The 25,153-nt window shown below is 74.2% G+C and carries 21 protein-coding genes and 1 riboswitch; of the genes, 16 read left to right on the top strand and 5 right to left on the bottom strand.

Annotation, left to right across the window (positions count from 1 at the left end):
- Positions 1–9 precede the first annotated feature (9 nt).
- The 9 genes from tsf (at position 10) to ACFWI8_RS28850 (ending at position 10,297) form a co-directional block, all read left to right on the top strand.
- Complete coding sequence (gene tsf / locus ACFWI8_RS28890) at positions 10–846, top strand: translation elongation factor Ts (RefSeq protein WP_387097452.1); 837 nt, start codon at positions 10–12, stop codon at positions 844–846.
- A 199-nt stretch (positions 847–1,045) separates the two neighbouring features.
- A complete protein-coding gene (gene pyrH, locus ACFWI8_RS28885) occupies positions 1,046–1,783 on the top strand; it encodes a UMP kinase (RefSeq protein ID WP_387097449.1) in 738 nt (245 codons plus the stop codon).
- 39 nt (positions 1,784–1,822) lie between these two features.
- Entirely contained in the window at positions 1,823–2,380 is a 558-nt protein-coding gene (gene frr, locus ACFWI8_RS28880; RefSeq protein ID WP_387097446.1) for a ribosome recycling factor, read from the top strand.
- Between the two features lie 111 nt (positions 2,381–2,491).
- Positions 2,492–3,352, top strand: coding sequence for a phosphatidate cytidylyltransferase (locus ACFWI8_RS28875; protein ID WP_311601462.1), 861 nt, complete (start codon positions 2,492–2,494; stop codon positions 3,350–3,352).
- A 74-nt stretch (positions 3,353–3,426) separates the two neighbouring features.
- A complete protein-coding gene (rlmN, locus tag ACFWI8_RS28870) occupies positions 3,427–4,533 on the top strand; it encodes a 23S rRNA (adenine(2503)-C(2))-methyltransferase RlmN (RefSeq protein WP_387097443.1) in 1,107 nt (368 codons plus the stop codon).
- A 40-nt stretch (positions 4,534–4,573) separates the two neighbouring features.
- Positions 4,574–4,679: riboswitch (TPP riboswitch) on the top strand.
- Between the two features lie 54 nt (positions 4,680–4,733).
- Positions 4,734–5,846 (top strand): thiamine ABC transporter substrate binding subunit, encoded by a 1,113-nt coding sequence (locus ACFWI8_RS28865; protein WP_387097441.1) that lies wholly within the window; start codon positions 4,734–4,736, stop codon positions 5,844–5,846.
- 61 nt (positions 5,847–5,907) lie between these two features.
- Positions 5,908–7,551 carry an ABC transporter permease gene (locus tag ACFWI8_RS28860; protein ID WP_387097438.1) on the top strand — a complete coding sequence of 548 codons (1,644 nt, stop codon included), beginning with the start codon at positions 5,908–5,910 and terminating at the stop codon, positions 7,549–7,551.
- 8 nt (positions 7,552–7,559) lie between these two features.
- Positions 7,560–8,651: an ABC transporter ATP-binding protein gene (locus ACFWI8_RS28855; RefSeq protein WP_387097435.1), complete on the top strand. Its 1,092-nt coding sequence runs from the start codon at positions 7,560–7,562 to the stop codon at positions 8,649–8,651.
- Between the two features lie 86 nt (positions 8,652–8,737).
- A complete protein-coding gene (locus tag ACFWI8_RS28850) occupies positions 8,738–10,297 on the top strand; it encodes a family 10 glycosylhydrolase (RefSeq protein WP_387097432.1) in 1,560 nt (519 codons plus the stop codon).
- A 113-nt stretch (positions 10,298–10,410) separates the two neighbouring features.
- Here the strand turns inward: ACFWI8_RS28850 and ACFWI8_RS28845 are convergent, their stop codons facing one another.
- Entirely contained in the window at positions 10,411–11,616 is a 1,206-nt protein-coding gene (locus tag ACFWI8_RS28845) for a hypothetical protein (RefSeq protein WP_387097429.1), read from the bottom strand.
- Positions 11,598–12,305 (bottom strand): ABC transporter ATP-binding protein, encoded by a 708-nt coding sequence (locus ACFWI8_RS28840; protein WP_387097426.1) that lies wholly within the window; start codon positions 12,303–12,305, stop codon positions 11,598–11,600. Before ACFWI8_RS28840 ends, ACFWI8_RS28845 begins: the two co-directional genes overlap by 19 nt.
- Before the next feature lie 332 nt (positions 12,306–12,637).
- On the opposite strand from ACFWI8_RS28840, the gene ACFWI8_RS28835 reads away from it, so the two are divergent.
- The gene (locus ACFWI8_RS28835) at positions 12,638–14,071 is read left to right on the top strand and encodes a gamma-aminobutyraldehyde dehydrogenase (RefSeq protein ID WP_387097423.1); all 1,434 of its coding nucleotides are present in this window, start codon (positions 12,638–12,640) and stop codon (positions 14,069–14,071) included.
- Positions 14,072–14,347: 276 nt separating this feature from the next.
- On the opposite strand, the gene ACFWI8_RS28830 is transcribed toward ACFWI8_RS28835, so the two are convergent.
- Together ACFWI8_RS28830 and ACFWI8_RS28825 are read right to left on the bottom strand one after the other, a co-directional pair.
- Complete coding sequence (locus tag ACFWI8_RS28830) at positions 14,348–15,046, bottom strand: glycerophosphodiester phosphodiesterase (protein ID WP_311604728.1); 699 nt, start codon at positions 15,044–15,046, stop codon at positions 14,348–14,350.
- Positions 15,034–16,074 carry an adenosine deaminase gene (locus ACFWI8_RS28825; protein ID WP_387097419.1) on the bottom strand — a complete coding sequence of 347 codons (1,041 nt, stop codon included), beginning with the start codon at positions 16,072–16,074 and terminating at the stop codon, positions 15,034–15,036. Before ACFWI8_RS28825 ends, ACFWI8_RS28830 begins: the two co-directional genes overlap by 13 nt.
- Positions 16,075–16,187: 113 nt before the next feature.
- Between ACFWI8_RS28825 and ACFWI8_RS28820 the strand changes: the two genes are divergently transcribed.
- Positions 16,188–17,012, top strand: coding sequence for a DUF4190 domain-containing protein (locus tag ACFWI8_RS28820; RefSeq protein ID WP_387097416.1), 825 nt, complete (start codon positions 16,188–16,190; stop codon positions 17,010–17,012).
- Between the two features lie 158 nt (positions 17,013–17,170).
- Complete coding sequence (locus ACFWI8_RS28815; RefSeq protein WP_387097489.1) at positions 17,171–17,602, top strand: hypothetical protein; 432 nt, start codon at positions 17,171–17,173, stop codon at positions 17,600–17,602.
- A 297-nt stretch (positions 17,603–17,899) separates the two neighbouring features.
- On the opposite strand, the gene gabT is transcribed toward ACFWI8_RS28815, so the two are convergent.
- Positions 17,900–19,279 (bottom strand): 4-aminobutyrate--2-oxoglutarate transaminase, encoded by a 1,380-nt coding sequence (gene gabT / locus ACFWI8_RS28810; protein ID WP_387097414.1) that lies wholly within the window; start codon positions 19,277–19,279, stop codon positions 17,900–17,902.
- A 223-nt stretch (positions 19,280–19,502) separates the two neighbouring features.
- Between gabT and ACFWI8_RS28805 the strand changes: the two genes are divergently transcribed.
- The 4 genes from ACFWI8_RS28805 (at position 19,503) to ACFWI8_RS28790 (ending at position 25,068) form a co-directional block, all read left to right on the top strand.
- Positions 19,503–20,162, top strand: a complete 660-nt coding sequence (locus ACFWI8_RS28805) for a pyridoxal 5'-phosphate synthase (RefSeq protein WP_387097411.1) — start codon at positions 19,503–19,505, stop codon at positions 20,160–20,162.
- A complete protein-coding gene (locus tag ACFWI8_RS28800; protein WP_387097409.1) occupies positions 20,159–20,869 on the top strand; it encodes a maleylpyruvate isomerase family mycothiol-dependent enzyme in 711 nt (236 codons plus the stop codon). Before ACFWI8_RS28805 ends, ACFWI8_RS28800 begins: the two co-directional genes overlap by 4 nt.
- 156 nt (positions 20,870–21,025) lie before the next feature.
- The gene (locus ACFWI8_RS28795; RefSeq protein WP_387097407.1) at positions 21,026–23,389 is read left to right on the top strand and encodes an ATP-binding protein; all 2,364 of its coding nucleotides are present in this window, start codon (positions 21,026–21,028) and stop codon (positions 23,387–23,389) included.
- A 137-nt stretch (positions 23,390–23,526) separates the two neighbouring features.
- Positions 23,527–25,068 carry a PucR family transcriptional regulator gene (locus tag ACFWI8_RS28790; RefSeq protein WP_387097404.1) on the top strand — a complete coding sequence of 514 codons (1,542 nt, stop codon included), beginning with the start codon at positions 23,527–23,529 and terminating at the stop codon, positions 25,066–25,068.
- Positions 25,069–25,153: the final 85 nt, after the last annotated feature.

The following is a 25,153-nucleotide window of genomic DNA, read 5'->3' as shown; positions in this document are numbered from 1 at the left end:
TCAGTAACGATGGCGAACTTCACCGCCGCCGACGTCAAGAAGCTCCGCGAGCTCAGCGGCGCCGGCATGATGGACTGCAAGAAGGCGCTCGACGAGGCCGAGGGCGACGTCGAGAAGGCCGTCGAGATCCTGCGCGTCAAGGGCCAGAAGGGCGTGGCCAAGCGCGAGAGCCGCACCGCGGAGAACGGCGCGGTCGTCGCGCTGATCGCCGAGGACAACGCGTCCGGCGTGCTGGTCGAGCTCAAGTGCGAGACGGACTTCGTCGCCAAGGGCGAGAAGTTCCAGGCCGTCGCCGCGGCGATCGCCCAGCACGTCTTCGACTCCGCCCCGGCCGACCTGGCCTCCCTGCTCGGCTCCGAGATCGAGCCCGGCAAGTCGGTCCAGGCCTACGTGGACGAGGCCAACGCGAACCTGGGCGAGAAGATCGTCCTGGACCGCTACGCCCGCTACGAGGGCGGCTACGTCGCCTCCTACCTGCACCGCACCAGCCCCGACCTGCCGCCGCAGGTGGGCGTGCTGGTCCAGCTGGAGAAGGAGGACGCCCAGACCGCCAAGGACGTCGCCCAGCACATCGCCGCCTTCGCCCCCCGCTTCCTCAGCCGTGAGGACGTGCCGGCCGACGTCGTCGAGAACGAGCGTCGCATCGCCGAGGCGACCGCCCGCGAGGAGGGCAAGCCCGAGGGCGCCCTGCCGAAGATCGTCGAGGGCCGGGTCAACGGCTTCTTCAAGGAGAACGCGCTGCTCGACCAGGCGTTCGCCAAGGACAACAAGAAGACGGTGCAGAAGGTGCTGACCGAGGCCGGCGCCACGCTGACCGCCTTCGCCCGGTTCCGCGTCGGCGCCTGACGCGCTGACGCGCCGCCCGTGACGTCGCGCCGTCGGCGACGGAACGGACGTGCCCCGGCTATTGTCGGGCGGAAGGCCGTCCGGCCGCGGCAGAAGCGGTCGGCACGACCGAAGTGGTGACGAGGAGGCCATTGCCGAACAGGGGATCGCGCGCATCCGCTGGCAGTGGCCTCCTTGGTGTGTGCACGAGGAGAGTTCCATGAACCAGGACGACAAACCTCGCCGTTTCCTGCTCAAGCTGTCGGGAGAGGCGTTCGCGGGCGGCGGAGGGCTCGGGGTCGACCCAGACGTCGTGCACAAGATGGCCCGGGAGATCGCCGCCGTGGTCCGGGACGGCGCGCAGATCGCTGTCGTCATCGGCGGCGGCAACTTCTTCCGGGGCGCCGAGTTGCAGCAGCGCGGCATGGACCGGGCCCGTTCCGACTACATGGGCATGCTCGGCACGGTCATGAACTGCCTCGCGCTCCAGGACTTCCTGGAGAAGGAGGGCATCGACTCCCGGGTGCAGACGGCCATCACCATGGGCCAGGTCGCCGAGCCCTACATCCCGCTGCGCGCCGTGCGGCACCTGGAGAAGGGCCGCGTGGTCATCTTCGGCGCGGGCATGGGCATGCCCTACTTCTCCACGGACACCACGGCGGCCCAGCGCGCCCTGGAGATCCACGCCGAGGCGCTGTTGATGGGCAAGAACGGGGTGGACGGCGTCTACGACTCGGATCCCGCGAAGAACCCGGGCGCCGTGAAGTTCGACGCGCTCGATTATGGCGAGGTGATCACCCGCGACCTCAGGGTGGCGGATTCCACGGCGATCACGCTGTGCCGGGACAACAAACTGCCCATCCTGGTCTTCGAACTGCTCGCGGAGGGCAATATCGCCCGTGCGGTAAAGGGTGAGAAGATCGGCACACTCGTCAACAGCCAGGGCCGGCGGGCCTGACAGACACCCACATCGAACACATCGAACCAGGAGCACGTGGTGATCGAAGAAGCCCTCCTCGAGGCCGAGGAGAAGATGGAGAAGGCCGTCGTGGTCGCCAAGGAGGATCTGGCCGCGATTCGCACCGGCCGTGCGCACCCGGCGATGTTCAACAAGATTCTGGCCGAGTACTACGGCACCAAGACCCCGATCAACCAACTCGCCTCGTTCTCCGTTCCCGAGGCGCGGATGGCCGTGGTGACCCCGTTCGACAAGAGCGCGCTGCGCAACATCGAACAGGCCATCAGGGACTCGGACCTGGGCGTCAACCCGACCAACGACGGCCACATCATCCGCGTGGTGTTCCCCGAACTCACCGAGGAGCGCCGCCGCGAGTACATCAAGGTCGCCAAGACCAAGGGCGAGGACGCCAAGATCTCGATCCGCGGCGTCCGCCGGAAGGCCAAGGAGGCCATCGACAAGGCCGTCAAGGACGGCGAGGTCGGCGAGGACGAGGGCCGGCGTGGCGAGAAGGAGCTGGACGACACCACCGCCAAGTACGTGGCCCAGGTGGACGAGTTGCTCAAGCACAAGGAAGCGGAACTGCTCGAGGTCTGACCGGACGTGACTGAATCATCCTGGGGGCGACCGTCCTGGGGGCCACAGCCCCAGGCCGCCGGCTACGCGGGCCAGGCCGGGCGTGACGGCGACACGGCGTCGCCCCCCGGCGTGGGCGGTGGCCCCGGCGCGAGTTCCGGCGCCCGCCCGCCCACGAAGCGCGGCGGGCGCGACCTGGGCGCCGCCGTGGGCGTCGGGCTCAGCCTCGGCGCGGTCGTCCTGGTCTCGCTCTTCACCTACAAGCCCGCCTTCCTGGTCGTGATAGCGCTGGCGGTCGTGGTCGGGCTCTGGGAGCTCTCCTCGCGGCTCGCCGAGCGCAAGCTCATCCGGCTGCCGCTGCCGCCGCTCGCGGTGGGCGGCGCCGCCACGGTCGTGCTCGGCTACCTGCGGGGCGCCGACGGCGTCTGGCTGGCCATGGCGCTCACCGTCCTCGCCGCGCTGCTGTGGCGGATGTCGGGCCCGCCAGAGGACTACCTGCGGGACGTGACGGCCGCGGTCTTCGCCGCGTTCTACGTGCCGTTCCTGGCCAGCTTCGTGGCGCTGATGCTGGCCGCCGACGATGGCGTCCAGCGCGTGCTGACGTTCCTGATCCTCACCGTGGTCAGCGACACCGGCGCCTACGCCGTGGGCTACCGGTTCGGCCGCGCCAAGCTCGCTCCCAGGATCAGCCCGGGCAAGACTCGGGAGGGCCTGGTCGGGGCCGTGCTCTTCGCGATGGCCGCGGGCGCGGTGTGCGCCGAGTTCCTGATCGACGACGGCGCCTGGTGGCAGGGGCTCGTGCTCGGGCTCGGGGTGGCCGTCAGCGCCACCCTCGGCGACCTGGGCGAGTCGATGATCAAGCGGGACCTGGGCATCAAGGACATGGGCCGGCTGCTGCCGGGGCACGGCGGGATCATGGACCGGCTCGACTCGCTGCTGCCCACCGCCCCGGTGGTCTGGCTGGTGCTGCTCGCCTTCGTCGGCGCCGGCTGAGCCCGGCCCGGCGGCGGCCGGCGGGGCGGGCGGCGGCGTGGGATGCCGTCGGCGTCTGCGACACTGGCCTGACCATGCCTGTACCAGGAGAGCTCACCTTCGTCGCGCCGCGCGGGGCCGCCAAGCCCCCGCGGCACCTCGCCGACCTCAGCCCCGACGAGCGGCGCGAGGCGGTCGTCGCGCTCGGCGAGAAGCCGTTCCGCGCCAAGCAGTTGTCCCGCCACTACTTCGGCCGGTTCGCGGACGACCCCGCCGACTGGACGGACATCCCGGCCGGCGCCCGGGAGCGGCTCGCCCAGGAGCTGCTGCCCCGGCTGATGACCGTGGTGCGGCACGTCAGCTGCGACGACGGAGCCACCCGCAAGTCGCTGTGGCGGCTGCACGACGGCACGCTGGTCGAGTCGGTGCTGATGCGCTACCCGGACCGGGTCACCATGTGCGTCTCCTCACAGGCCGGCTGCGGGATGAACTGCCCGTTCTGCGCCACCGGACAGGCCGGCCTCGACCGCAACCTGTCCACCGCCGAGATCGTGCACCAGATCGTGGACGGCATGCGGGCGCTGCGCGACGGCGAGGTGCCGGGCGGCCCGGCCCGGCTCTCCAACGTCGTGTTCATGGGCATGGGCGAGCCGCTGGCCAACTACCGCCGGGTGGTGGGCGCCATCCGCCGGCTCACCGACCCGGGTCCCGACGGCGTCGGGCTCTCGCAGCGCGGCATCACGGTCTCCACCGTCGGCCTGGTGCCCGCCATGCGCAGGTTCGCCGAGGAGGGCCTCTCCTGCCGGCTCGCGGTCTCGCTGCACGCGCCGGACGACGAGCTGCGGGACACCCTGGTGCCGGTCAACACCCGCTGGAAGGTCCGCGAGGTGCTGGACGCGGCCTGGGAGTACACGGAGCGCTCCGGGCGGCGCGTCTCCATCGAGTACGCGCTCATCCGGGACATCAACGACCAGGCGTGGCGGGCCGACCTGCTCGGCCGGCTGCTCAAGGGCCGTGGCGCACACGTCAACCTGATCCCGCTCAACCCGACCCCCGGCTCCAAGTGGACGGCCTCCAGGCCCGAGGACGAGCGGGCCTTCGTGGCGGCGCTCGAGACCCACGGGGTGCCGGTCACCGTGCGGGACACCAGGGGGCAGGAGATCGACGGGGCCTGCGGTCAGCTGGCGGCGGCCGAGCGGTAGTCGCTTCCGGCGGCTGCTATCGTGGGCGGCCGACAATCACACATTCCGACAGGGGAGCGCTCGCAGCGCTGAGAGTGCGGCACCGGCCGCAGACCCTCGAACCTCGCCCAGGTCATGCTGGGTAGGAAGTTCGGAAGGCCTCTCGTGCGTGCGCGCCCGCCTGTCTCCAGTCGGCCAGGAAGGCCCGGAAAGGGCGGCACATGCACCCCAGCCACCCGGGGCGCGCCACCACACGGCGCGCCGCCACACTCGCCACCGCCCTCGGGCTCACCCTGCTCACCGCCTGCGGTGGCTCGGAGGACGCGGCCGGCCCGGGCGACTCCGAGGGCGCGGGCGGGGACGAGGTCACCCTGGTCACCCACGACTCCTTCGAGGTGCCCCAGGAGGTGCTGGACGCCTTCACCGCGGAGACGGGGTACCGGGTGGAGGTGCTGCGCGGCGGCGACGCGGGCGTCGTCGTCAACCAGGCCGTGCTCTCCCGGGGCAACCCGCAGGGCGACGTGCTCTTCGGCGTCGACAACACGCTGCTCTCCCGCGCCCTGGACGGGGGCGTGTTCGTCCCCCACGAGGCCGCGGGGCTCGCCGAGGTGCCCGAGGAGTTCCAGCTGGACGCCGGCGAGCACCGGGTCACCCCGGTCGACACCGGCGACGTCTGCGTCAACTACGACCGCGGCTACTTCGCCGAGCATGACCTCACCCCGCCGGAGACGCTGGACGACCTGACCGACCCCGCCTACCGCGACCTGCTGGTCGTGGAGAACGCCGCCACCTCCTCGCCCGGGCTCGGCTTCCTGCTGGCCACCGTCGACGCCTACGGCGAGGACGGCTGGCAGGAGTACTGGCAGCGGCTCGCGGAGAACGGCGTCGAGGTGGTCGACGGCTGGGAGCAGGCGTACTACGAGCGCTTCTCTGGCGCCGGCGGCTCCTCGGGCGACCGGCCGCTCGTCGTCTCCTACGCCAGCAGCCCGCCGGCCGAGGTCGCCTTCGGCGGCGGTGAGGAACTGCCGGACGAGGCGCCCACCGGCGTGGCCACCGGCACCTGCTTCCGGCAGATCGAGTTCGCCGGGCTGCTCGACGGCGCCGCCAACCCGGAGGGCGGCCGGGCGCTGCTCGACTTCCTGCTGAGCGACGCCTTCCAACGCGAACTGCCGATGTCGATGTTCGTCAACCCGGTCCGCGAGGGCACCGAGCTGCCCGAGGTCTTCACCCGCTACGGCGCGACCGTGGCGGAGCCCTGGTCGGTGGAGCCCGCCACCATCGCCGAGCACCGTGAGGACTGGGTCGACGAGTGGACCTCGCTGGTCGTCCGTTGAGTCCGTTGAGTCCGTTGAGTCCGTTGAGTCTGATGAGGACGATGAGGACGAGGTTCCCCGGGTGACCCGCGCCCTCGCCGTCCGGCTCGCGCTCCTCGCGCCCCCGCTGGCCTTCTTCGCGCTGTTCTTCGCCTACCCGGTGGCGGCCATCGTGGAGCGCGGACTGCGCCCGGAGGGCGCCTGGCGGCTCGGTGTGGTCGGCGAGGTGCTCACCGACCCCGACCTGGCCGGGGTGCTGTGGTTCACCTGCTGGCAGGCGGCGGCCTCCACCGCCCTCACCCTGGCGCTCGCGCTCCCCGGCGCCTACGTCTTCGCCCGCCTGGACTTCCCCGGCAGGCGGCTGCTGCACGCCGTGGTGGCGGTGCCCTTCGTGCTGCCGACCGTGGTCACCGGAGCCGCCTTCCTGGCGCTGCTCGGCCGGGGCGGGCTGCTCGACGAGCTGTGGGGCGTGCGCCTCGACAACACCGCCTGGGCCATCCTCCTCGCCCACGTCTTCTTCAACTACGCCGTCGTGGTCCGCACGGTGGGCGGCCTCTGGGCCCAGCTCGACCCCCGGCAGGAGGAGGCGGCGCGGGTGCTCGGCGCCGGCCGGTTCGCCGCCTGGCGGCGCGTCACCCTGCCGGCCCTCACACCCTCGCTGGCCGCCGCCGGGCTGCTGGTGTTCCTCTTCACCTTCACCTCCTTCGGCGTCGTCCAGATCCTCGGCGGGCCCCGCTACGCCACGCTGGAGGTGGAGATCTACCGGCAGACCGCCCAGCTGCTCGACCTGCCCACCGCCGCCGTGCTCACCCTGCTCCAGTTCGCCGCCGTCGCCGCGCTGCTCGCCACGCACGGCCGGCTGACGCGCCGCCGGGAGGGCGCGCTGGCGCTGCGCGACGCGGCCACCACGGCGCGCCGGCCGCGCGGCCGGGCCCAGTGGGCGCTGCTCGGTGGCGTCGTGGCGGTGATCACGGTGCTACTCCTGCTGCCGCTCGCGGTGCTCGTGGAGCGCTCGCTGTCCACCCCGGACGGCTACGGACTCGGCAACTACCGGGCGCTGACGGGCACCGAGAGCGGCACCTTCGTCGCCGCGCCCTGGGAGGCGGTGGGTACCTCGCTGCGCTACGCGGCCCTGGCCACCGCGATCGCCCTGGTCGTCGGCGGGCTCGCCGCCGTGGCGCTCACCCGGCGCGCGGGTCGGCTGCTGCGCGGTGTCGACGCGCTGCTGATGCTGCCCCTCGGCACCTCGGCGGTCACCGTGGGCTTCGGCTTCCTGATCGCGCTCGACGAGCCGCCGCTCGACCTGCGGTCCTCCTGGCTGCTCGTGCCGCTCGCCCAGGCGCTGGTGGGCACCCCGTTCGTGGTGCGGGTGCTGCTGCCCGTGCTGCGCGCCGTCGACGACCGGCTGCGGCAGGCCGCCGCCGTGCTCGGCGCCTCGCCGTGGCGGGCCTGGCGCGAGGTCGACCTGCCGCTGGTGCGGCGTGCGCTGCTGGTCGCCGCCGGCTTCGCGTTTGCCGTCTCGCTCGGCGAGTTCGGCGCCACCGTCTTCATCGCCCGCGCCGACGCGCCGACCCTGCCGGTGGCCGTGGCCCGGTTGCTCAGCCGCCCGGGCGAGCTCAACTACGGCCAGGCCATGGCCCTGAGCACCGTGCTGATGCTGGTGTGCACGCTGACCCTGCTGGCCCTGGAGCGGCTGCGCCCCGCCCGCTCCGCCGAGATGCTGTGAGGCCCCCGATGGACCGTGTCGTGGCGGCGGAACGGGACGGCCGGACGGCCGCCCCCGGCACCCCCCTGCTCGAACTCGCCGGCGTGACCGTCCGCTACCCCGGCCGCACCGCGCTGCACGACGTCACCCTCGACGTCGCCGAGCACGAGACGGTCTGCGTGCTCGGCCCGAGCGGCAGCGGCAAGTCCACGCTGCTGCGCGCCGTCGCAGGGCTGGCCGAGGTGGCCGCGGGCACGGTCCGGCTGGCCGGCCGCGACCAGGCCGGGGTGCCGGCGCACCGCAGGGGCCTTGGGCTGATGTTCCAGGACCACCAGCTCTTCCCGCAGCGCGACGTCGGCGGCAACGTCGGCTTCGGCCTGCGGATGCGGCGGGTGCCGCGGCCCGAGGCCGGGCGGCGGGTCGCCGAGCTGCTCGACCTGGTCGGGCTGCCGGGCGCCGAACGGCGGGCGGTGGACGAGCTCTCCGGCGGCGAGCAGCAGCGGGTGGCGCTCGCCCGCGCGCTCGCGCCCCGGCCCGCGCTGCTGATGCTGGACGAGCCGCTCGGCCAGCTCGACCGCCACCTCAGGGAGCGCCTCGTCGTCGAACTCAGGGAGCTGTTCCGCCGGTTGGGCACCACCGTGTTGGCGGTCACGCACGACCAGGGCGAGGCGTTCGCGCTCGCGGACCGGGTCGTGGTGATGCGGGACGGCCGGGTCGCGCAGGTCGGCACCCCGGTCGAGGTCTGGAGCCGGCCCGCCGACGACTTCGTCGCCCGCTTCCTCGGCTTCCGCAACCTGGCCGACGCCACCGTCTGCGACGGCGTGGCCGACACCCCCTGGGGCCGGGTGCCGGTGCCCGCCGGCACCGCGGACGGCCGACACCGGCTGCTGCTGCGGCCCTCCGGCGTCCGGCTCACCCCGGCCGAGGAGGCGCCCCGTGCCCTGGTGCGCGCCCGCACCTTCCGCGGCGACCATGTGCTGCTGCACCTCGCGCCGGAGCGCGGGCCGGCGCTCGAGGCGGCCTGCGCGCTGCGCGAGGCGCCCGCCGAGGGCGAGACCGTCTTCCTCGCCTTCGACCCGGCCGAGGTCGTGGTGTTGCCGGCCGGCGCCGAGACGCGCTGAGACGGCGAAAGTTTCTGTCTGTACGCCCGGGGTCCGGCGAAGTAAATTGTCGAACCGACTCTCAACTCCCCTGAGAGGGGCGCCATATGAGACGGTTCCTGCTCGTGCTGCTCGCTGTCGTCGGCCTGCTTGGCCCGACCGTGGGCTCGGCCGCGGCCACCGAGTCGGACGGTGGGCCGCCCGAGCAGTGGCGCAGTTACTGGGTGGACGCCTTCAACCCCGGCATCTACACCCCCGAGCAGGTCTCGACGCTGATCGACGACGCGCTCGCCGTCAACGCCAACGCGCTGATCGTGCAGACCGCCCGCCGCTACGACTGCTTCTGCAACCGGGCCGTCTACCCGCGCACCGACGCGGCCGTCGACCCCGCGCCGTACGACCCGCTGGACGAGGTCATCGCCCAGGCGCACGCCGCAGGGCTCCAGGTGCACGCCTGGGTCAACGTCAACACCATGTGGAACAGCAGCACGCCGCCGCGCTCGCCCGAGCACGTCTTCAACGAGCACGGCCCCACCGCCCAGGGCGCCGACCGCTGGCTGAACCGCAAGGCGGACGGCACCGAACTCGTCGGCGCCAACGCCTACGTCGACCCGGGCCACCCGGACGCCGTTGCCTACATCGTCTCGGCGATCCAGAGCATCGTCCGCGAGTACGACGTGGACGGCATCAACCTCGACTACATCCGCTACCCGGACGGCAGCGCCCAGACCACCCACAGCGACTGGGGCTACAACGCCGTCTCGGTGGCGCGCTTCCAGCGGGCCACCGGACGCACCGACGTGCCGGCGCCCGCCGACGAGCAGTGGAGCGACTGGCGGCGCGACCAGGTCACCAACCTGGTGCGCCGGATCTACCTCGGCATTTGGGAGGTCGACCCCACCGCCCGGCTCTCCATGGACGCCATCACCTACGGCTACGGGCCGCAGTCCGTGGGCGGTTGGGAGTCCACCCGCACCTACGCCGAGGTGCTCCAGGACTGGGCCGGCTGGCTCGACGAGGGGATCATGGACACCGTCGTGACCATGAACTACAAGCGGAACTGGAACCCGGACCAGGCCCGGATGTTCGCCGAGTGGTCCGAGTTCCTGGCCGACACCCAGGGCGAGCGGCAGGCGGTCAACGGGCCCGCGCTCTACCTCAACTCGGTTGCGGACAGCGTCAGCCAGGTCCGCCAGGCGCTCGCTGAGACCCCGGCGGGCAACACCGCCGCCGGCTGGAGCGGCTACTCCTATGCCAGCCCCAGCCTGGACGCGGCGACGGCCGGCGCCGCCGCCGAACGGCGCCGGCTGGCCGAGGCGTTGACCACCGGCGAGGACGCGCCGTTCGCCGAGCGTGCCGCCGTGCCGGAGATGGAGTGGAAGAGCCGGCCGACCGAGGGACACGTCACCGGCGAGCTGACGCTGCGGGACGGCACCCCGCTGGACGGCGCCGAGGTCACCCTCACCCCGCTCGGCGGCCGGGGCGAGCCGGTCACCGGGCGCTCCGACGGCACCGGCTGGTTCGGCTTCGCGCACCTGGACCCCGGGCTGTACCTGGCGCGGGTCGAGCTGCCCGACGGGGTGGTGGGCGTTCCGCTCAGCACGGTGCGGGTCGGCAGGGGCGCGATCGCCGAGGCGCACTTCCCGCCGTTCCTCGCCCGTCCCTGAGCCTCTCCGCCCTGAGCCGCGCGTCCCCCGGGCCCGCGCGACACGGCCCGACGGCCCGGTCCCGCTGCCTCCCCGGCGGGAACCGGGCCGTCGTGTGTCGTGGTCGGGTCTCGCTAGCCGCCGGCCGGCAGGGCGATCAGCTGGGCGGCCAGCCAGGTCAGCGGCACGAAGACCACCAGCAGCACCGTGAGCCGCAGCAGCGCGGCCCGGCGCAGCATGCCGCGCGGCGCGCCGAGCCGCCGCAACAAGGCCGTGGCCGGCCGGCGGGCGGCCCTGGCCTCGTCGGCCGCGGTGGCCACCGAGGCCAGGGAACAGACCAGCACGATCCCGGTGCCCAGCACCCCCAGCGGGCCGAACTGGCCGAGACCGTCGAGCGAGAACGCCGCGAGCGACGCCGCCACCGCCGCGCACAGCGCGCCGAGCGGCCGGCCCACCCGCCGCGACTCCTCCTGCAGGCCACGACCGGCGAGCAGCCGCACCACCCGGGGGCGGCCGGCGGCCAGCAGCAGGCCGCACAGGTGGACGAGCCCCGGCGCGGCCAGCACGATGCCGGCCGCGATCAGCAGCCAACCGCCCACCACCCCCGGGGCCACCCCGCCCAGCGTGCCGTCGATCGGCAGCCACCCGTCGGTCGCGGCCCGCGGCCGGTCGTCTCCCGCGTAGGCGCTGAGCGCGATGCCGGCCGTGGTCAGCGCCGTGCCCCAGGGCAGCCCGGCGGGCAACGGCACCGAGGGCTCGGCGCGCGCGGCGTCCGCGAGGTCGAGCGAGTCGGGCGGGGGCAGCGGCTGCGGCGCCCGGTCGGACCCCGCCGGCGTCCGCCGCAGGGTGAGCGCGCTGGCGACGGCCGCCGCCAGCGGGACGACGGCGAGCAGGGTGACCGCGGCGGCCAGCGGCAACCGGCCGGCGGGCAGCACGTCGGCCGCGGCGCCGTGGTAGGGCAGCACCTCGGAGGTGTCGCCGCGTAGATGGAGGAAGCACAGCAGACTCATGCAGCTGCCGAGGAGCCCGGCGAGCGCCGTGGAGACGGCCGCGAGCACCGGCATCCGCCCCGGACCGAGGCCCGCCACGTCGAGTCCTGAGCCGCGCCGGCCCACCGGCTCGGCACGGGTCACCGCCATGGCCAGCTGCACGGTGGCGGCCAGCGGCACCGCGCACCAGGCGAGCCGCAGCAGCGCCGCCCGGCCGGCCTCCGGGTGGGCGACCGCGTAGGCCAGCGCGCTGAGCAGCAGGAAGCCGACGCCGCCGGCGGCACACGCGACCAGCAGCCGGCGGCACAGGGCCGCCGGGTGGGCGCCCCGGGCTAGACGGAGACTGAGCATGCGGCTTCCGCGGGCGCGCCCGAGGCGCGGCCGTCCACGAGGGTGAGCGTGCGGTCGGCGAGCGTCGCGACCTCCGCGTCATGGGTGGCCAGCACGACGGTGATGCCGTGCGAGCGCCCCGCGGTGGTCAGGGTGCGCAGCACCTGGGCCCGGTCCGCCTGGTGGAGCGGTGCCGTGGGCTCGTCCGCGAACAGCACGTCGGGCTGGTGGACCAGGGCGCGGGCCAGGGCGATCCGCTGTCGCTGCGCCTGGAGCAGCGCGTAGGGGCGCTTGCGGGCGCACTCGCCGACATCGAGCCGGTCGAGCCACTCGAGCGCCGTGTGGCGGGCCTTGCGCTGGCCGATGCCGGCCAGCAGCAGCGGCAGCGCCGCGTTCTCCCAGGCGGTGAGCTCGTCGACGAGCTGGTGCGTCGGGCCGATCCAGCCGAAGCGGTCACGGCGCAGCCGCTCCCGGCTGGCGGGGGAGAGGGTGTGCACCGGCACGCTGTTGAACCACACCTCGCCGTTGTCGGGGGCCAGCTGCCCCGAGAGGCAGCCGAGCAGGGTGGACTTGCCGCAGCCGCGCGGCCCGGTGACGGCGAGGATCTCGCCTTGCCGGACACCGAGGGAGGCTCCGAGGAGCGCCGGCGAACCGTCGTACGCGTAGTGCAGTCCGCGCGCCCAGAGAATGTCGTTATCGGGTGGGGCCATCGTCTCCGGCACCTCCGGTCGTATCGCCTTAACTCCCCCGACCGGGTGAACGAGCGGTCGGGGAATCCGTCACAGGCACCCCCAGCACGCTGACACAGCCACGCGGGCGGCGGCCGGCGACTCGGCGAGCGGTCGGAAGAATCCTCCGGACGGTGGACAGGACCCGCCCGGCCACGGGAAATCCTTTCTCGTGATGCGGTATGAGGCGTCATTCTTCCGTGAACGGTGCCCCTGGGGTGGTGGATCTTTGGTCTGTGGCGGTGTCGCTCGACCGCCTCATGGGCATAGGCTGAGGTGCCGCAGCCTGATGGACCGGGAAGCAGGAGGGTGTCGTGACCACCGATCCGAGCCGTTTGCGCAACTACATCAACGGGGAGTTCCGGGACGCCGCCGACGGGCGGACCACCGAGGTGGTGGACCCCACCACCGGCGAGGTGTACACGACAGCGCCGCTCTCCGGGCTCGCCGACGTGGACGCGGCCATGGCCGCCGCCGAGGCGGCCTTCCCCGAGTGGCGCGACACCACGCCAGCCACCCGGCAGCTCGCCCTGCTCCGCATCGCCGACGCCTTCGAGAAGCACGCCGACGAACTGCTGGCCATCGAGTGTCGCAACACCGGCAAGCCGCTCGAGCTGACCCGGCAGGAGGAGCTGCCGCCGATGCTGGAGCAGATCCGCTTCTTCGCCGGCGCGGCCCGGATGCTGGAGGGCAAGTCGGCAGGCGAGTACATGACCGGCATGACGTCCTTCGTGCGGCGCGAGCCGGTGGGCGTCTGCGCGCAGGTCGCGCCGTGGAACTACCCGGTGATGATGGCGGTCTGGAAGTTCGCGCCCGCCCTGGCCGCCGGCAACACGGTGGTGCTCAAGCCGTCGGACACCACGCCCGCCTCGGCGGTGTTCGTGGCCGGGCTGATCGGCGAGATCCTGCCGCCCGGCGTGTTCAACGTGGTGTGCGGGGACCGGGACACCGGGCGGCTGATGGTCGAGCACCCCACCCCGGCGATGGTGTCCATCACCGGCTCCGTGCGGGCCGGCATGGAGGTGGCGGCCAGCGCGGCCAAGGACCTCAAGCGGGCCCACCTGGAGCTCGGTGGCAAGGCCCCCTGCCTGGTCTTCGAGGACGCGGACCTGCCGGCGGCCGTCGAGGGCATCCGCGACGCGGGCTTCTTCAACGCCGGCCAGGACTGCACGGCGGCCACCCGGGTGCTGGTGCACGAGTCCGTACACGACGAGTTCGTGGCCGGCCTGGTCAAGGCGGCGGCCGAGGTGCGGACGGGCGACGTCACCGACCCCGACTGCTTCTACGGCCCCCTCAACAACCCGGCCCACCTGGCGAAGGTCGCCGGCTACGTCAAGCGCCTGCCGGCGCACGCCTCGGTCGTCACCGGCGGCCACCAGGTGGGCGAGCGGGGCTTCTTCTACGCGCCCACGGTGATCACGGGGTGCCGGCAGGACGACGAGATCATCCAGGAGGAGGTCTTCGGCCCGGTGATCACCGTGCAGAAGTTCTCCGACGACGCCGAGGCGGTGACCTTCGCCAACGACGTCGAGTATGGCCTGGCGTCGTCCGTCTGGACCAGGGACCACGGGCGCGCCATGCGGATGTCCAAGGCGCTGGAGTTCGGCTGCGTCTGGATCAACACGCACATCCCGCTGGTCGGCGAGATGCCGCACGGCGGCTTCAAGAAGTCCGGCTACGGCAAGGATCTCTCGGCGTACGGGCTCGAGGACTACACGCGCGTCAAGCACGTCATGACGGCGCTCTAGGCGTTGGCCGCGTGCCGCGCCCACCCACCCTCCCCCAGCTAACGCTGGGAGGTGCCCCCACAAGCCGGGCGGGTCGTCGCGCGGCCCGGGCCCGTGCGGCACGGGCCGCGAGGGCCCGGCGCAGCGCGGTTCGACCCACCAACACGCGCGAAGCGCGTGAACGGGCGGGTGGGCGGGGGCAATCCCCGGCGCGGACGCGCCGGATACCCGGCGGCGTAGCCGCCGCGGTGCCTCGGCCCCCGCAGCGCGGAAAGGGCGGGTGGGTGGGGGATAACCCTACGGCCGGTCCAACAGGCGGCAGAGCGTCGTGACGCGGTTCGTCGTCAACGACTCGACGCCGAGTGCGAGGAGACGCCGCATCGTGCGCCGCGTGTCGGGCGTCCACGCGGCGACCCGGTAGCCCTGGGACCTGGCTCGTTCGACCGTGGCCTCCGTGATCAGGCCGAAGCGGAAGTTCAGCCAACGCGGGCGGACTTCGGCGAGGAGCGTGGCGGGTGGGCGGGTCGCGCGGTGCCAGGTGAGGGCGATCTCCGCCGCCGGGTCGGCCTCGCGGACCGCCCGCAGGGCGGTCGGGTCGCCGCAGTAGTAGACGCGGTCGGCCGCGCCGGCGGCGCGGACCGCGGCCAGGGTGGCGCGCGCGGTGGTGGCCGAGCGCTCCGGGAGGTCGATCAGGGTCCGAACCGGCGCGGTGACCGCGAGCGCCGCGGCCAGCGTCGGCACCCCGCCGCCGGTGAGCTCAGCCACCTCGGCCGCCGTGAGCGCGGCCACCGGCCGGTCGTGCCCCCACAGCCGCCTGAGCGTCGGGTCGTGCACCACCACCGGCACGCCGTCCGCCGTGGCGCGCACGTCGAGCTCCACCGCGTCCGCGCCGGCCGCGATCGCGGAGCGGAAGGAGGGCAGCGTGTTCTCCCTGGCCCGGTACGGGTCGCCCCGGTGGGCGACGGCGACGGCGGCGCGGCCGGTCAGCCGGGCCACGCGGCGAGGTATCCGTCGATCTCGGCGGCCAGCCTGGCCTTGCCGACCGGGTCGAGGAACGAGGCGTGCACCGCGTTCTTCGCCAACTGGGCGACGCCGGCCGTGTCGAGGTCGAGCAGGCGTGCGGCGACCTCGTACTCGGTGTTGAGGTCGGTGCCGAACATCGGCGGGTCGTCGGTGTTCACGGTGACCAGCACGCCGGCCGCCACGAGCTCGGGCAGCGGGTGCTCGGCGAGCGAGGGCACGGACCTGGTGGCGACGTTCGAGGTGGGGCAGACCTCGAGCGGGATCCGGTGCTCGGCGAGGTGGGCCAGCAGCCGGGGGTCGCGCGCCGCGTTGATGCCGTGGCCGATGCGCTCGGCGCGCAGCTCGGTGAGCGCGTCCCAGACGGTCTCGGGCCCTGTGGACTCGCCGGCGTGCGGCACGCTGTGCAGGCCGGCCGCGATGGCCCGGTCGAAGTACGGCTTGAACTGCGGTCGCGGCCAGCCGATCTCGGGGCCGCCGAGACCGAACGAGACCAGGCCCTCCGGGCGCAGCTCGCACGCCATCCGCGCGGTGTCCTCGGCGGCCGGCAGGCCGAGCTCGCCCGGGATGTCGAAGCACCAGCGCAGCACCACGCCGAAGTCGCGCTCCGCGGCGACTCTGGCGTCCTCTATCGCCTCCATGAAGGCGACGTCCGGGATGCCGCGCCGCACGGAGGAGTGCGGGGTGACGGTGAGCTCGGCGTAGCGGATGTTCTGCCTGGCCATGTCGCGGGCGATCTCGTGGGTGAGGAGCCGGACGTCCTCGGCGTCCCTGATCAGCTCGACCACGGAGATGTAGATCTCGATGAAGTGCGCGAAGTCCCGGAAGGTGAAGTAGCGTTCGAGCTCGTGGGGGTCCTTGGGCACCGGCGAGTCCGGGTGCCTGGCGGCCAGCTCGGCGACGATCCTGGGGGAGGCGGAGCCGACGTGGTGGACGTGCAGCTCGGCCTTGGGCAGGCCGGCGATGAACGTGGTCAGGTCGGTCGCGGCGGTCGGCTCGGACAAGGTGCCCTCCGGGGTCTCGGTGCGTGGTCATCGTATGTGGCGGGTCCGACGGTCGGTCCGGCGGCGGTGTCGGTGGTGGACCGTAGGGTGTGTCCTGGAGATGTGGAGGTCGTGTGACTGCCGATCAGCAGCCCAACCCGTTCCGGCCGCCGGCCGAGGGCGTGGCTCCCGCGGCGTCGTGGCAGTGGTACCAGAGGCCGGTCTGGCCGCTCCTGCCGCCGCCACCGAGGAATGGCACGGGCAACGCCGCGTTGGTGCTCGGCCTGCTCTCCGTGTTGTTCTGCTGGACGTTCTTCCTGAGCCCGCTGACGCTGGTCCTCGGCGTGCTGGCCGTCATCCTGGGACTCGTCGGCCTGGCGAACGTGCGCGGGGGCCGGGCCACCAACCGGGTGTTCGCCCAGGGCGGGCTGTGGACGGGGGTGGCGGGCACCGCGCTGTCCGCCGTGCTCGTGGCGCTGTTGGCCGGCTGGACCGCCGACTGGCCGACCGAGGTGCGCTCGGAGGCCGGGGCCGACTTCCTGGCCGGGCCCGGCCAGGAGGTGGCGTACGCGGACGGCCTGGCCGTCACCGTGGCCGGGCCGCGTGAGGGCGACCCCGGCCAGCTGCTCGTCATACACGTCACGAACGGCGGCGGGCACACCGTGGACCTGGCCGAGGGCGTGGCGCGGGCCTGGATCGGTGACGAGGCCGCCGGCGTCGTGTTGTTGACCCGGAGCCCCGAGGAGTTGGCGCCCGGCGAGACGGGATCGATCTCCTTCCGGATCGGCGGGACCATGGCCGGGTCGGCGCAGCACGGCCCGCTCGCCCTGGACTACGCGCCGGGCGACGGCTACGACTTCGGCTTCTGGGAGTTCGAGTTGGGCACCGGCGACGGCGGCTCCGGCGCCGACTCGGGGTCCGACGAGTCGGCCCCCGGGGACGACGGCGTCGAGGCGTGACGGGGGGGTGTGACGTGTGACACGGGTGAATTCCGGCGAAGCGGCGTAAGAGTTCGGGCTTCGCGCCCTCCCATCCTCGTGACCCGATCCGGCCCACCGGGGGCCGCGGGGGCGAGGAGGTTCGCGTGAAGGGCGACAGCGGGGGCGCGCGCACGGCCATGGACTGGTTGGCGTCCGCGGCCCCCGAGCCGGAGGCCTGCCGCTGGGAGTGGGAGCGTCACCCGCTGGGGGTGGCGCTGCTCCCGGCCGGTCGGGTGTGGGATGTGCTGGTGGTGCGGGGCGAGTTGGGGTGTCCGACGCTCGAGGTTCTCATCCGGGTGCTCGACCGGCCGGGTCCGGTGCTGGCGGACCGGGGGGACGCCAGGATCGGTTTCTTCGTCCCGCCGGGCACGGCCGGCCGCTGGGTGGGCACCGGGGTGCGGGGCGCCGGCCGGGGCAGCTGGATAGTGGTGCCGCCTCCGGACCGGGCCGCGGGTGGCGTGCGCTGGTTGGTCCCGCCGGACGGCTCGGGTGTGCTCACGGACCCGGCCGTGTTGGAGCTGGCCATGCACGAGGCGGCCGCGACGCTGGCGGACGGGAAGGGGGGCTGAGCGGGGCGAGGGGCGGCCCAGTCACCCCGGAGCGAGGGGGGGAGAGCTCCGGGGCGGTGCCGGCCACTCCCCAACACGGACGGCCGCCACGCCCCGGGGGGTGTGGGGCGGGCGGTACCGGTCCGAAAGGAGTCGCGGGAGTCTGGCTGCTCTCGCTACCGGTCCGACCGTACGACAGGATGACCGGTGCCGGGCCTGGTGCCGCCGGATCCGCATCACTTTTCCGCAGCTTCTTCATCCGGTGCCAGGCCGGGCACAGGCCGCGCCGCCCGCGGGGGCGGCGCGGCCCATCACGCGCTACAGGCCGTCGACCGCCCCCGCCAGCACGTCGAAGGCGCCCTCCAGGACGTCGAGGCCCTCGTTGAGCAGCCCCTCGCCGATGACCAGCGGCGGCAGGAAACGCAGCACGTTGCCGTAGGTGCCGGTGGTCAGCACCAGCAGTCCCTCGCCGTGGCAGGCCTTGGCCAGCGCCGCGGTGGCGGCCGGGTCGGGGTCCTTGGTGCCGGGCCGCACCAGTTCGAGCGCCAGCATCGCGCCCCGGCCGCGCACCTCGCCGATCGTCGGGTGCTTGGCCGCCATCTCCAGCAGCCGTGGCTTCATGATCTCCTCGATCCGGCGGGCCATGGCGGGCAGGTCGAGCTCCCGCATGGTCTCGATGGCGCCGAGCGCGGCGGCGCAGGCCACCGGGTTGCCGCCGTAGGTGCCGCCGAGGCCGCCGACGTGCGCGGCGTCCATGATCTCGGCGCGGCCGGTGACGGCCGCCAGCGGCAGCCCGCCGGCGATGCCCTTGGCGGTGGTGATCAGGTCGGGCACCAGGCCCTCGTGCTCGCTGGCGAACCACTGCCCGGTGCGGCAGAAGCCGGACTGGATCTCGTCCGCCACGAAGACGATGCCGTGCTCCCTGGCGAACTCCGCGATCCTGGGCAGGAAGCCGGGGGCCGGCACGATGAACCCGCCCTCGCCGAGCACCGGTTCGACGACGATGGCCGCCGTGTTCTCCGGCCCGACCTGCTTGCTGATCTGGTCGATGACCTGGGCCGCCGCCTCCTCGGCGCAGCGCTCAGGACCGCCGGGCCAGCGGTAGGGGTAGGCCATCGGCATCCGGTAGATCTCCGGCGCGAACGGGCCGAAGCGGTGCTTGTAGGGCATGTTCTTGGCGGTCAGGGCCATGGTGAGGTTGGTGCGGCCGTGGTAGCCGTGGTCGAAGACCACGACGGCCTGTCGCCCGGTGTGGTAGCGGGCGATCTTGACGGCGTTCTCCACGGCCTCGGCACCCGAGTTGAGCAGGATCGACTTCTTGGCGTGGTCGCCCGGGGTGAGCCTGGCGAGCTCCTCGCAGACCTCCACGTAGCTCTCGTAGGGGGTGACCATCGCGCAGGTGTGGGTGAACTGGGTGAGTTGGGCGCTCGCCCGCCGGACGACGGCCTCGGCGCTGTTGCCGACGGAGGTGACGGCGATGCCGGAACCGAAGTCGATCAGTGCGTTGCCGTCGACGTCCTCGACGATGCCGCCGCCCGCGCGTCGGGCGAACACCGGCATCACGATGGGCAGCCCGTCGGCCACGGTGGCCTGCTTGCGGGCCATCAGCTCCCGTGACCTGGGGCCGGGGATCTCGGTGACGAGCTTGCGCCGCTGGGGGAGGGAGGGGCCGCCGGAGTTTTCCGTCGAGGCGCTCATGAGGGGACTCCTTGTCGCGAAGGGACTGTGTCTCCGGTCACTCCTCGCAGGCTAGGGCCGCCCCCCTCGTTCCCGCATGCTCCGCCACGGAGTGATCGGGGGACGCGGCTGGACGAACTGGCAGGGAAGGGCGGGCGGACCCGCGTGAGGTGCCTAATGGTAATGTCGCCATCAACCGTTAGATCGAGGGGTTGGTCGAGTGACTCGACCGGAGCGGAGGGGCATGTCCGAGCTACGTCAACTGCTGCGGAACCTCGAGGTGTTCGCCGGCGAGCTGCCCTCGTTCGACCCGGCCGCCACTCCCGCCGCGCCCGCCGAGCTGTTCACCGACTGGCTGTTGGCCGCCGTCGACGCCAAGGTCCCCAAGCCGCACGCGATGACGTTGTCCACCGTCGACGAACACGGCGCCCCGCAGGCGCGGGTGCTCATCCTGAAGAACGTGCTCCCCGAGGCCGGCGGCTGGCAGTTCGCCGCCCACCTGGCCAGCCCCAAGGGGCGCCAGCTCACCGCCCGGCCGCGGGCCGCCCTCACCTTCTACTGGCAGCCACAGGCCCGTCAGGTCAGGGTCACAGGACCGGTGGTGGCCGAGAGCCGGGAGCTGAGCGCCGCCGACTTCCTGGCCCGCGGCACCGGCGCCCGCGCCGAGGCGCTGCTCGGCCGGCAGAGCGGCCCGCTGACCCACCCCGCCGAGCGCGCCGCCGCGCTGGCCGCGTCCCGGGCCCGGCTCGCCCGCGAGCCGGACGCCGTGCCACCCGAGTGGACGCTCTACACGCTGCTCGCCGACCGGGTCGAGTTCTGGCAGGGCGACCGCGACCGCGAGCACACCAGGCTCGCCTACCACCGCACCGCCGACGGCTGGAGCAAGGAGATCTTGTGGCCGTGACCCTGGCCGAAGACGGCCTGCGGGACGCCGTGTTCGCCGCCGAGGACCGGCTGCGGGCCCTGCTGCCCGGGCTCACCGACGCCGCGGCGCGCGGGCCGAGCGCGCTGCCCGGCTGGAGCCGCGCCCACGTCGTCTCCCACCTGGAGGGCGTCGGCCTCGCCCTGGCCAGGCAGGCCGAGTTCGCCCTGCGCGGCGAGCGGGTGGACGTCTACGACGGCGGTCGCCCCGCCAGGGACGCCGGCATCGAGGCGGGCGCCCAGCGCGACGCCGACGCGCTGCACGCCGCCCTGAGCGCCGCCCTGGACCGGACGCGGGCCGCCTGGGCGGCCGTCGGCCCGGCCGACCTGGACCGCCCCGTCCGCTACCGCGAGGGCCCGCTGCGCGGCGCCCTGGCGGCCTGGTGGCGGGAGGCGGAGATCCACACCGCCGACGCGCTGCTCGGCCCCACCCCCGCCGACTGGTCCCGCGCGTTCTGCGGCCACGCCCTGGACTTCCTCGCCCCGCGCGTGCCCTCCGGGATCCGGCTCGTGCTGGTCGCCACCGACGGGCCCGAGCGGCGCGCGCTCGGCACCGGCGCGGAAGAGGCGGAAGAGGTGGTGGTGCGCGGCCCGTTGACCGACCTGACCGCCTGGTTCGCCGGCCGCGCCCCGGCGGCGCCACCCCGCGCCGACGCCGGGCGGCTGCCCCAACTCGACCCCTGGCCCTGACCGTTCGCCACCGGAGGAAAGCGGTGGCAGGGACCGGGCGCTGCGTGTCCCGGGTCGTTCGGCATTAGATTGAGCCGCACACCCGTGGCACCCGCGCGGCAGCCCGAGCGGCGAGCGACGGTCACCCGATGGCCTGGTCAGGGGGCTTGGCAGCCGATGAGCACCGAAGGCGCGCCTGACGCGCGCACCGCACGCGAGAACGCCCAGGCGGTCCCACGTCCCAGGGGCGCGCCCCCCATACTGCCGGAGGCTCCCGAGGACGCCGGCCCGCCGCTGGTCCGCTGGCTGCGCTCGCCGCGGCCGGCGGCCGGTCCCGGCGTCTGGCGCACCGGCCACGTCCCCAGGCCCCCAGAGGACCCGGACCGGCTCGGCGACCGCGAGCTGCACGGCACCGCCGCGCTCGCCGCGATCGTCGGCTGGATCGTCTGGTCGCTCTACGCCAACGGCTACCTCGGCTTCGTGCTGTGGCCGCTCGAATGGCTCGGCCTCGACTCCTGGGGCGGGTCCACCGGCGGCATCACCGTCCTCTACCTCTACGAGCTGCTGTTCGCCGCGTTCCTGGTCTACGCCTTCGGTCGGGTCGGCAACGGCCCCGCCCTCTGGCGCCGTTGGCGCCCGGCCGTGCTGCGGCTGCTGACCGGCCGCCCCGACATCGCCCCGCTGCCGCGCGGCGCGGCGCTGCGGGCCACCGCCGCGCTGCTCGCCTGCTACGCCGCCTGGCGGCTCAGCTTCCGCGGCGTCTGGGAGTTCTGGCTCGAACCGTTCTACGCCGTCGTCCCCGACTCCTGGTGGCAGGACGGTGACACCACCGCCTATACCGTTGGCTACAACCTCTACTACGCGCTCTACGCCGCGCTGCTGCTCGCCCTCGCCACCTGGCTCGGCGGTTGGCGCGCCGTTCTGCGCCACTTCCCGCTCGCCCCGCGGCTGCGCCCCGGCGCCGGCACCACCCCCGGGGAGCGCGCCGAACTGGCCAGGCGCGCCGACTTCACCGAGCTGCGCGCCGCCGGCGCGAACCGGGCCGCCGAGCGGCTGGCGGCCGATCTCAGGGACGGCCGGATGAGCGACCTCGACTACGCCCGCATCGAGCACGCCTGGCGCCTGGTGCGGGCCCGCCCCACCGCGCTGCCCGCCTTCGACGACGCCGCGGCGGCCGAGGGCGCCGCCGCCTTCACCCACCCGTCGGGCGCCCGCGACCTGCCGGCCAGGACCGCGGAGCACGACCTGCTCACCCGGCAGGTCCGCATCGGCCACGCCCCCGACGAGGACCGCAACCCCTACGAGTACCGGGGCGAGGCCGTCGCCCTCGACCCGACCGTGCTCGGCACCTCGCTGCTGGCCGTCGGACCGCCGGGTTCCGGCAAGACAGGCCGGGTCATCAGGCCCGTCGTCGAGGCCCTGTGCCTCCAGGCGCTCACCGGCCAGGCCGCCGTCGTCGCCGTCGGCACCGCGCGCAGCGGTCTCGGACCCGACAGCGCCTTCGACATCGTCGTCCGCGTCGGCGACCCGGCCAGCACCCACCAGCTCGACCTCTACGGCGGCGCCGCCGACACCGACGAGGCGGCCACGCTGCTGGCCGAGGCGCTGGTCGGCGGCACCCGCGCCGACCCGGGCGAGGCGGCGGCCGCGCTGATCCAGCTGATCGGCCCCTACCAGGCCGCCTACGGCCAGCTCCCCGGCGTGCCCGAACTGCGCGCCATGCTGGACGGTGCCCCCGCCCTGCTGGCCACCCTCCGCGAGGACCTGGCCCTGGCCGGCGCCGCCGACCAGCAGCGCGACCTGGACGCCAGGGTCCGCCAGGCCCAGCGCCCCGACGACCTCGGCCCGCAGCTCGCCGACCGCCTCGCCCTGCTCGACCGGGCCGGCTTCTCGCACCCCGGCCGGGCGCCGGCGTTCTCGCTGAGCTCCCTCACCCACCCGCTGCGGGTCCGCGTCGACCTGCCGGCCGGCGGTCACGCCGAGGCCGGCCGCGTCATCACCCGGCTGCTGCTCGCCCAGTTCACCGCCGCCGCCGTCACCCGCCCCGACCGCTCGCTCTTCGCCTGCCTGGTGCTGGACGACGCCACCGCCGCGGTCACCCGGGGCACGGTGCGCGGCCTGACCCAGCTGCGCCCCAACAACGCCGGCGCCGTGCTGGCCCTGCGCACCCTGGACGACGTCCCGGCCGAGCTGCGCGCCGGGCTGCTGGGCGCGGTCGGCTGCCGGATGGCGTTCTCCGGGATCACCACCTGGGACGCCGAGCACTTCGCGCGCGCCTGGGGCACCGCGTGGACGGAGGACCAGGAGACCACCCGCACTCCGGACCGCACCGGCGGCATGGTCAGGCGGCTGGTGCGTGGCGTGCGCCGGGCGTTCACCGGCCGGGACACCACCACGGAATCGGTCACCGTGCGGCGGGTGGAGCGGGAGCGCTGGTCGGCGTCCGAGCTGGCCCACCGCGTGCCGCCCCGGCACGCGGTGGTCTCGATGACGAGCGTGGCCGGGGAACCGAGCCCTCCGGTGCTGGTCCGCCTCGGCTGACCGGCCGCCGGGCGGGCCGCGCGACGGTGACGGAAACTCGCCGTTGCCGGCACGTGCCCCTGGGACGCGCCATCGGACGCATATGCCAATCGCTGTACGGTGATGGTACGTGTTGCTCTGGCTGCCCAAGGTGATGCATGCGCCCGACCCTCGCCTCCCTCGTCCAGCACACCGCGCTCAAGCTCGGTGTGCTCTGTGGCGAGGACCGGCTCGAGGCCGAGGTGCGGTGGGCGCACGCCAGCGAGCTCGCCGACCCGGTGCCCTGGCTCGACGGCGGTGAGCTGCTGCTGACCAACGGCCTCAAGCTCGCCGTCCACGACCCGGGGGAGATGCGGGCCTACGTGTCGCGGCTGGCCGGCGCCGGCGTGGTCGGTCTCGGCTTCGGCGTCGGCGTCAGCCATCCCGAGGTGCCGCCGGCCCTGCTCGGCGCGGCCCGCGAGTCCGGCCTCCCGCTGCTCGCCGTGCCGCGGCCGACGCCGTTCATCGCCATCAGCAAGGCCGTCTCGGCCGCGATAGCCGCCGAGCAGTACCGGTCGGTGACGGCGGGGTTCGCGGCCCAGCGGGAGCTGACCGGCGCCGCGCTCTCCCCTGGCGGGCAGCGCGCGCTGCTGGAGCGGCTGGCCGGCCAGGTGGGCGGCTGGGCCGCGCTCTACGACCTCACCGGCGCCGTCACGGCGGTCGCGCCCGGCTGGGCGGCGCGCCGGGCCGCCAAGGCGGCGGCCGACGTGCGGCGCCTCGCGGACCGGCCGGCGCCGGCCAGCGTGGTGACGGCGGGCGAGCCGGACGACGACCGGGTCGAGTTGCAGTCGGTGGGCACCGGGCAGCTGCCGAGATCCGTGCTGGCCATCGGCACGGCCACGCCGCTCGGCCCCGCCGAGCGGTACGCGGTGCAGGCGGCCGTCGCGCTGCTTACCCTCACCACCGAGCGATCCCGCGCCTTCCAGGCGGCGGAGGCCCGACTGGGCGGCGCGGTGCTGCGGATGCTGCTGAGCGGCGAGCCCGACCACGCCCGCACGGTCGCGGGCGAGCTCTACGGCGGGCTGCTCGACGCCCCGCTGCGGGTGGTGGTCGCCGAGGCCGACGCCGGGTCGAGCGCGCTTGAGGACCTGGGCCTGGTGGTGGAGTCCGCCGCGGCCAGGGCCGGCGAGTCGGTGCTCGCGGTGGCCGACGGCGCCGACCTGGTGCTCCTGGCCGCGGACGGCGGCGCGGCCGTCGCGGCCCTCGTGGACCACGCGCGGGCCGAGCCGCGTGGGCGGGCCGACGGCCTGGTGCTCGGCGTCTCGGAGCCGACCGGGCCCTCGGCCGTTGACACCGCCTACCAGCACGCCAGGGAGGCGCTGCTGGTCGGTCGCCGGCGGGGCCGCACCCTGGTGGAGCACGACCACGTCGCGGACGGCTCCATCGTGCCGCTGCTGGCCGACGAGGCGGTGCGGGCGTTCGCGGACGGCATGCTGCGCTCGCTGCGCGACCACGACCAGCGGGGCCGGGGCGACCTGCTGGCCTCGCTGCGGGCCTGGCTGGCCCGGCACGGCCAGTGGGACGCGGCGGCGGCCGACCTCGGCGTGCACCGGCACACGCTGCGCTACCGGATGCGGCGGGTCGAGGAGATCCTCGACCGGTCGCTCGACGACCCGGACGTCCGCATGGAGCTCTGGCTGGCCCTCAAGGCCAGCGGCTGACCACCGGCCTCTGGCCGGCGGAGCCGCCGCCGGGCGGCGTCCGCTACGAGTACGACGCCACCGGACGCGTCACCCTGCGCCAGCG

Origin of the sequence: Streptomyces sp. NPDC127098, from assembly GCF_042722465.1 — a bacterium.
GTDB classification, from domain to species: Bacteria; Actinomycetota; Actinomycetes; order Streptomycetales; family Streptomycetaceae; genus Streptomyces; species Streptomyces millisiae.
This window is presented reverse-complemented; position numbering and strand designations above follow the sequence as displayed.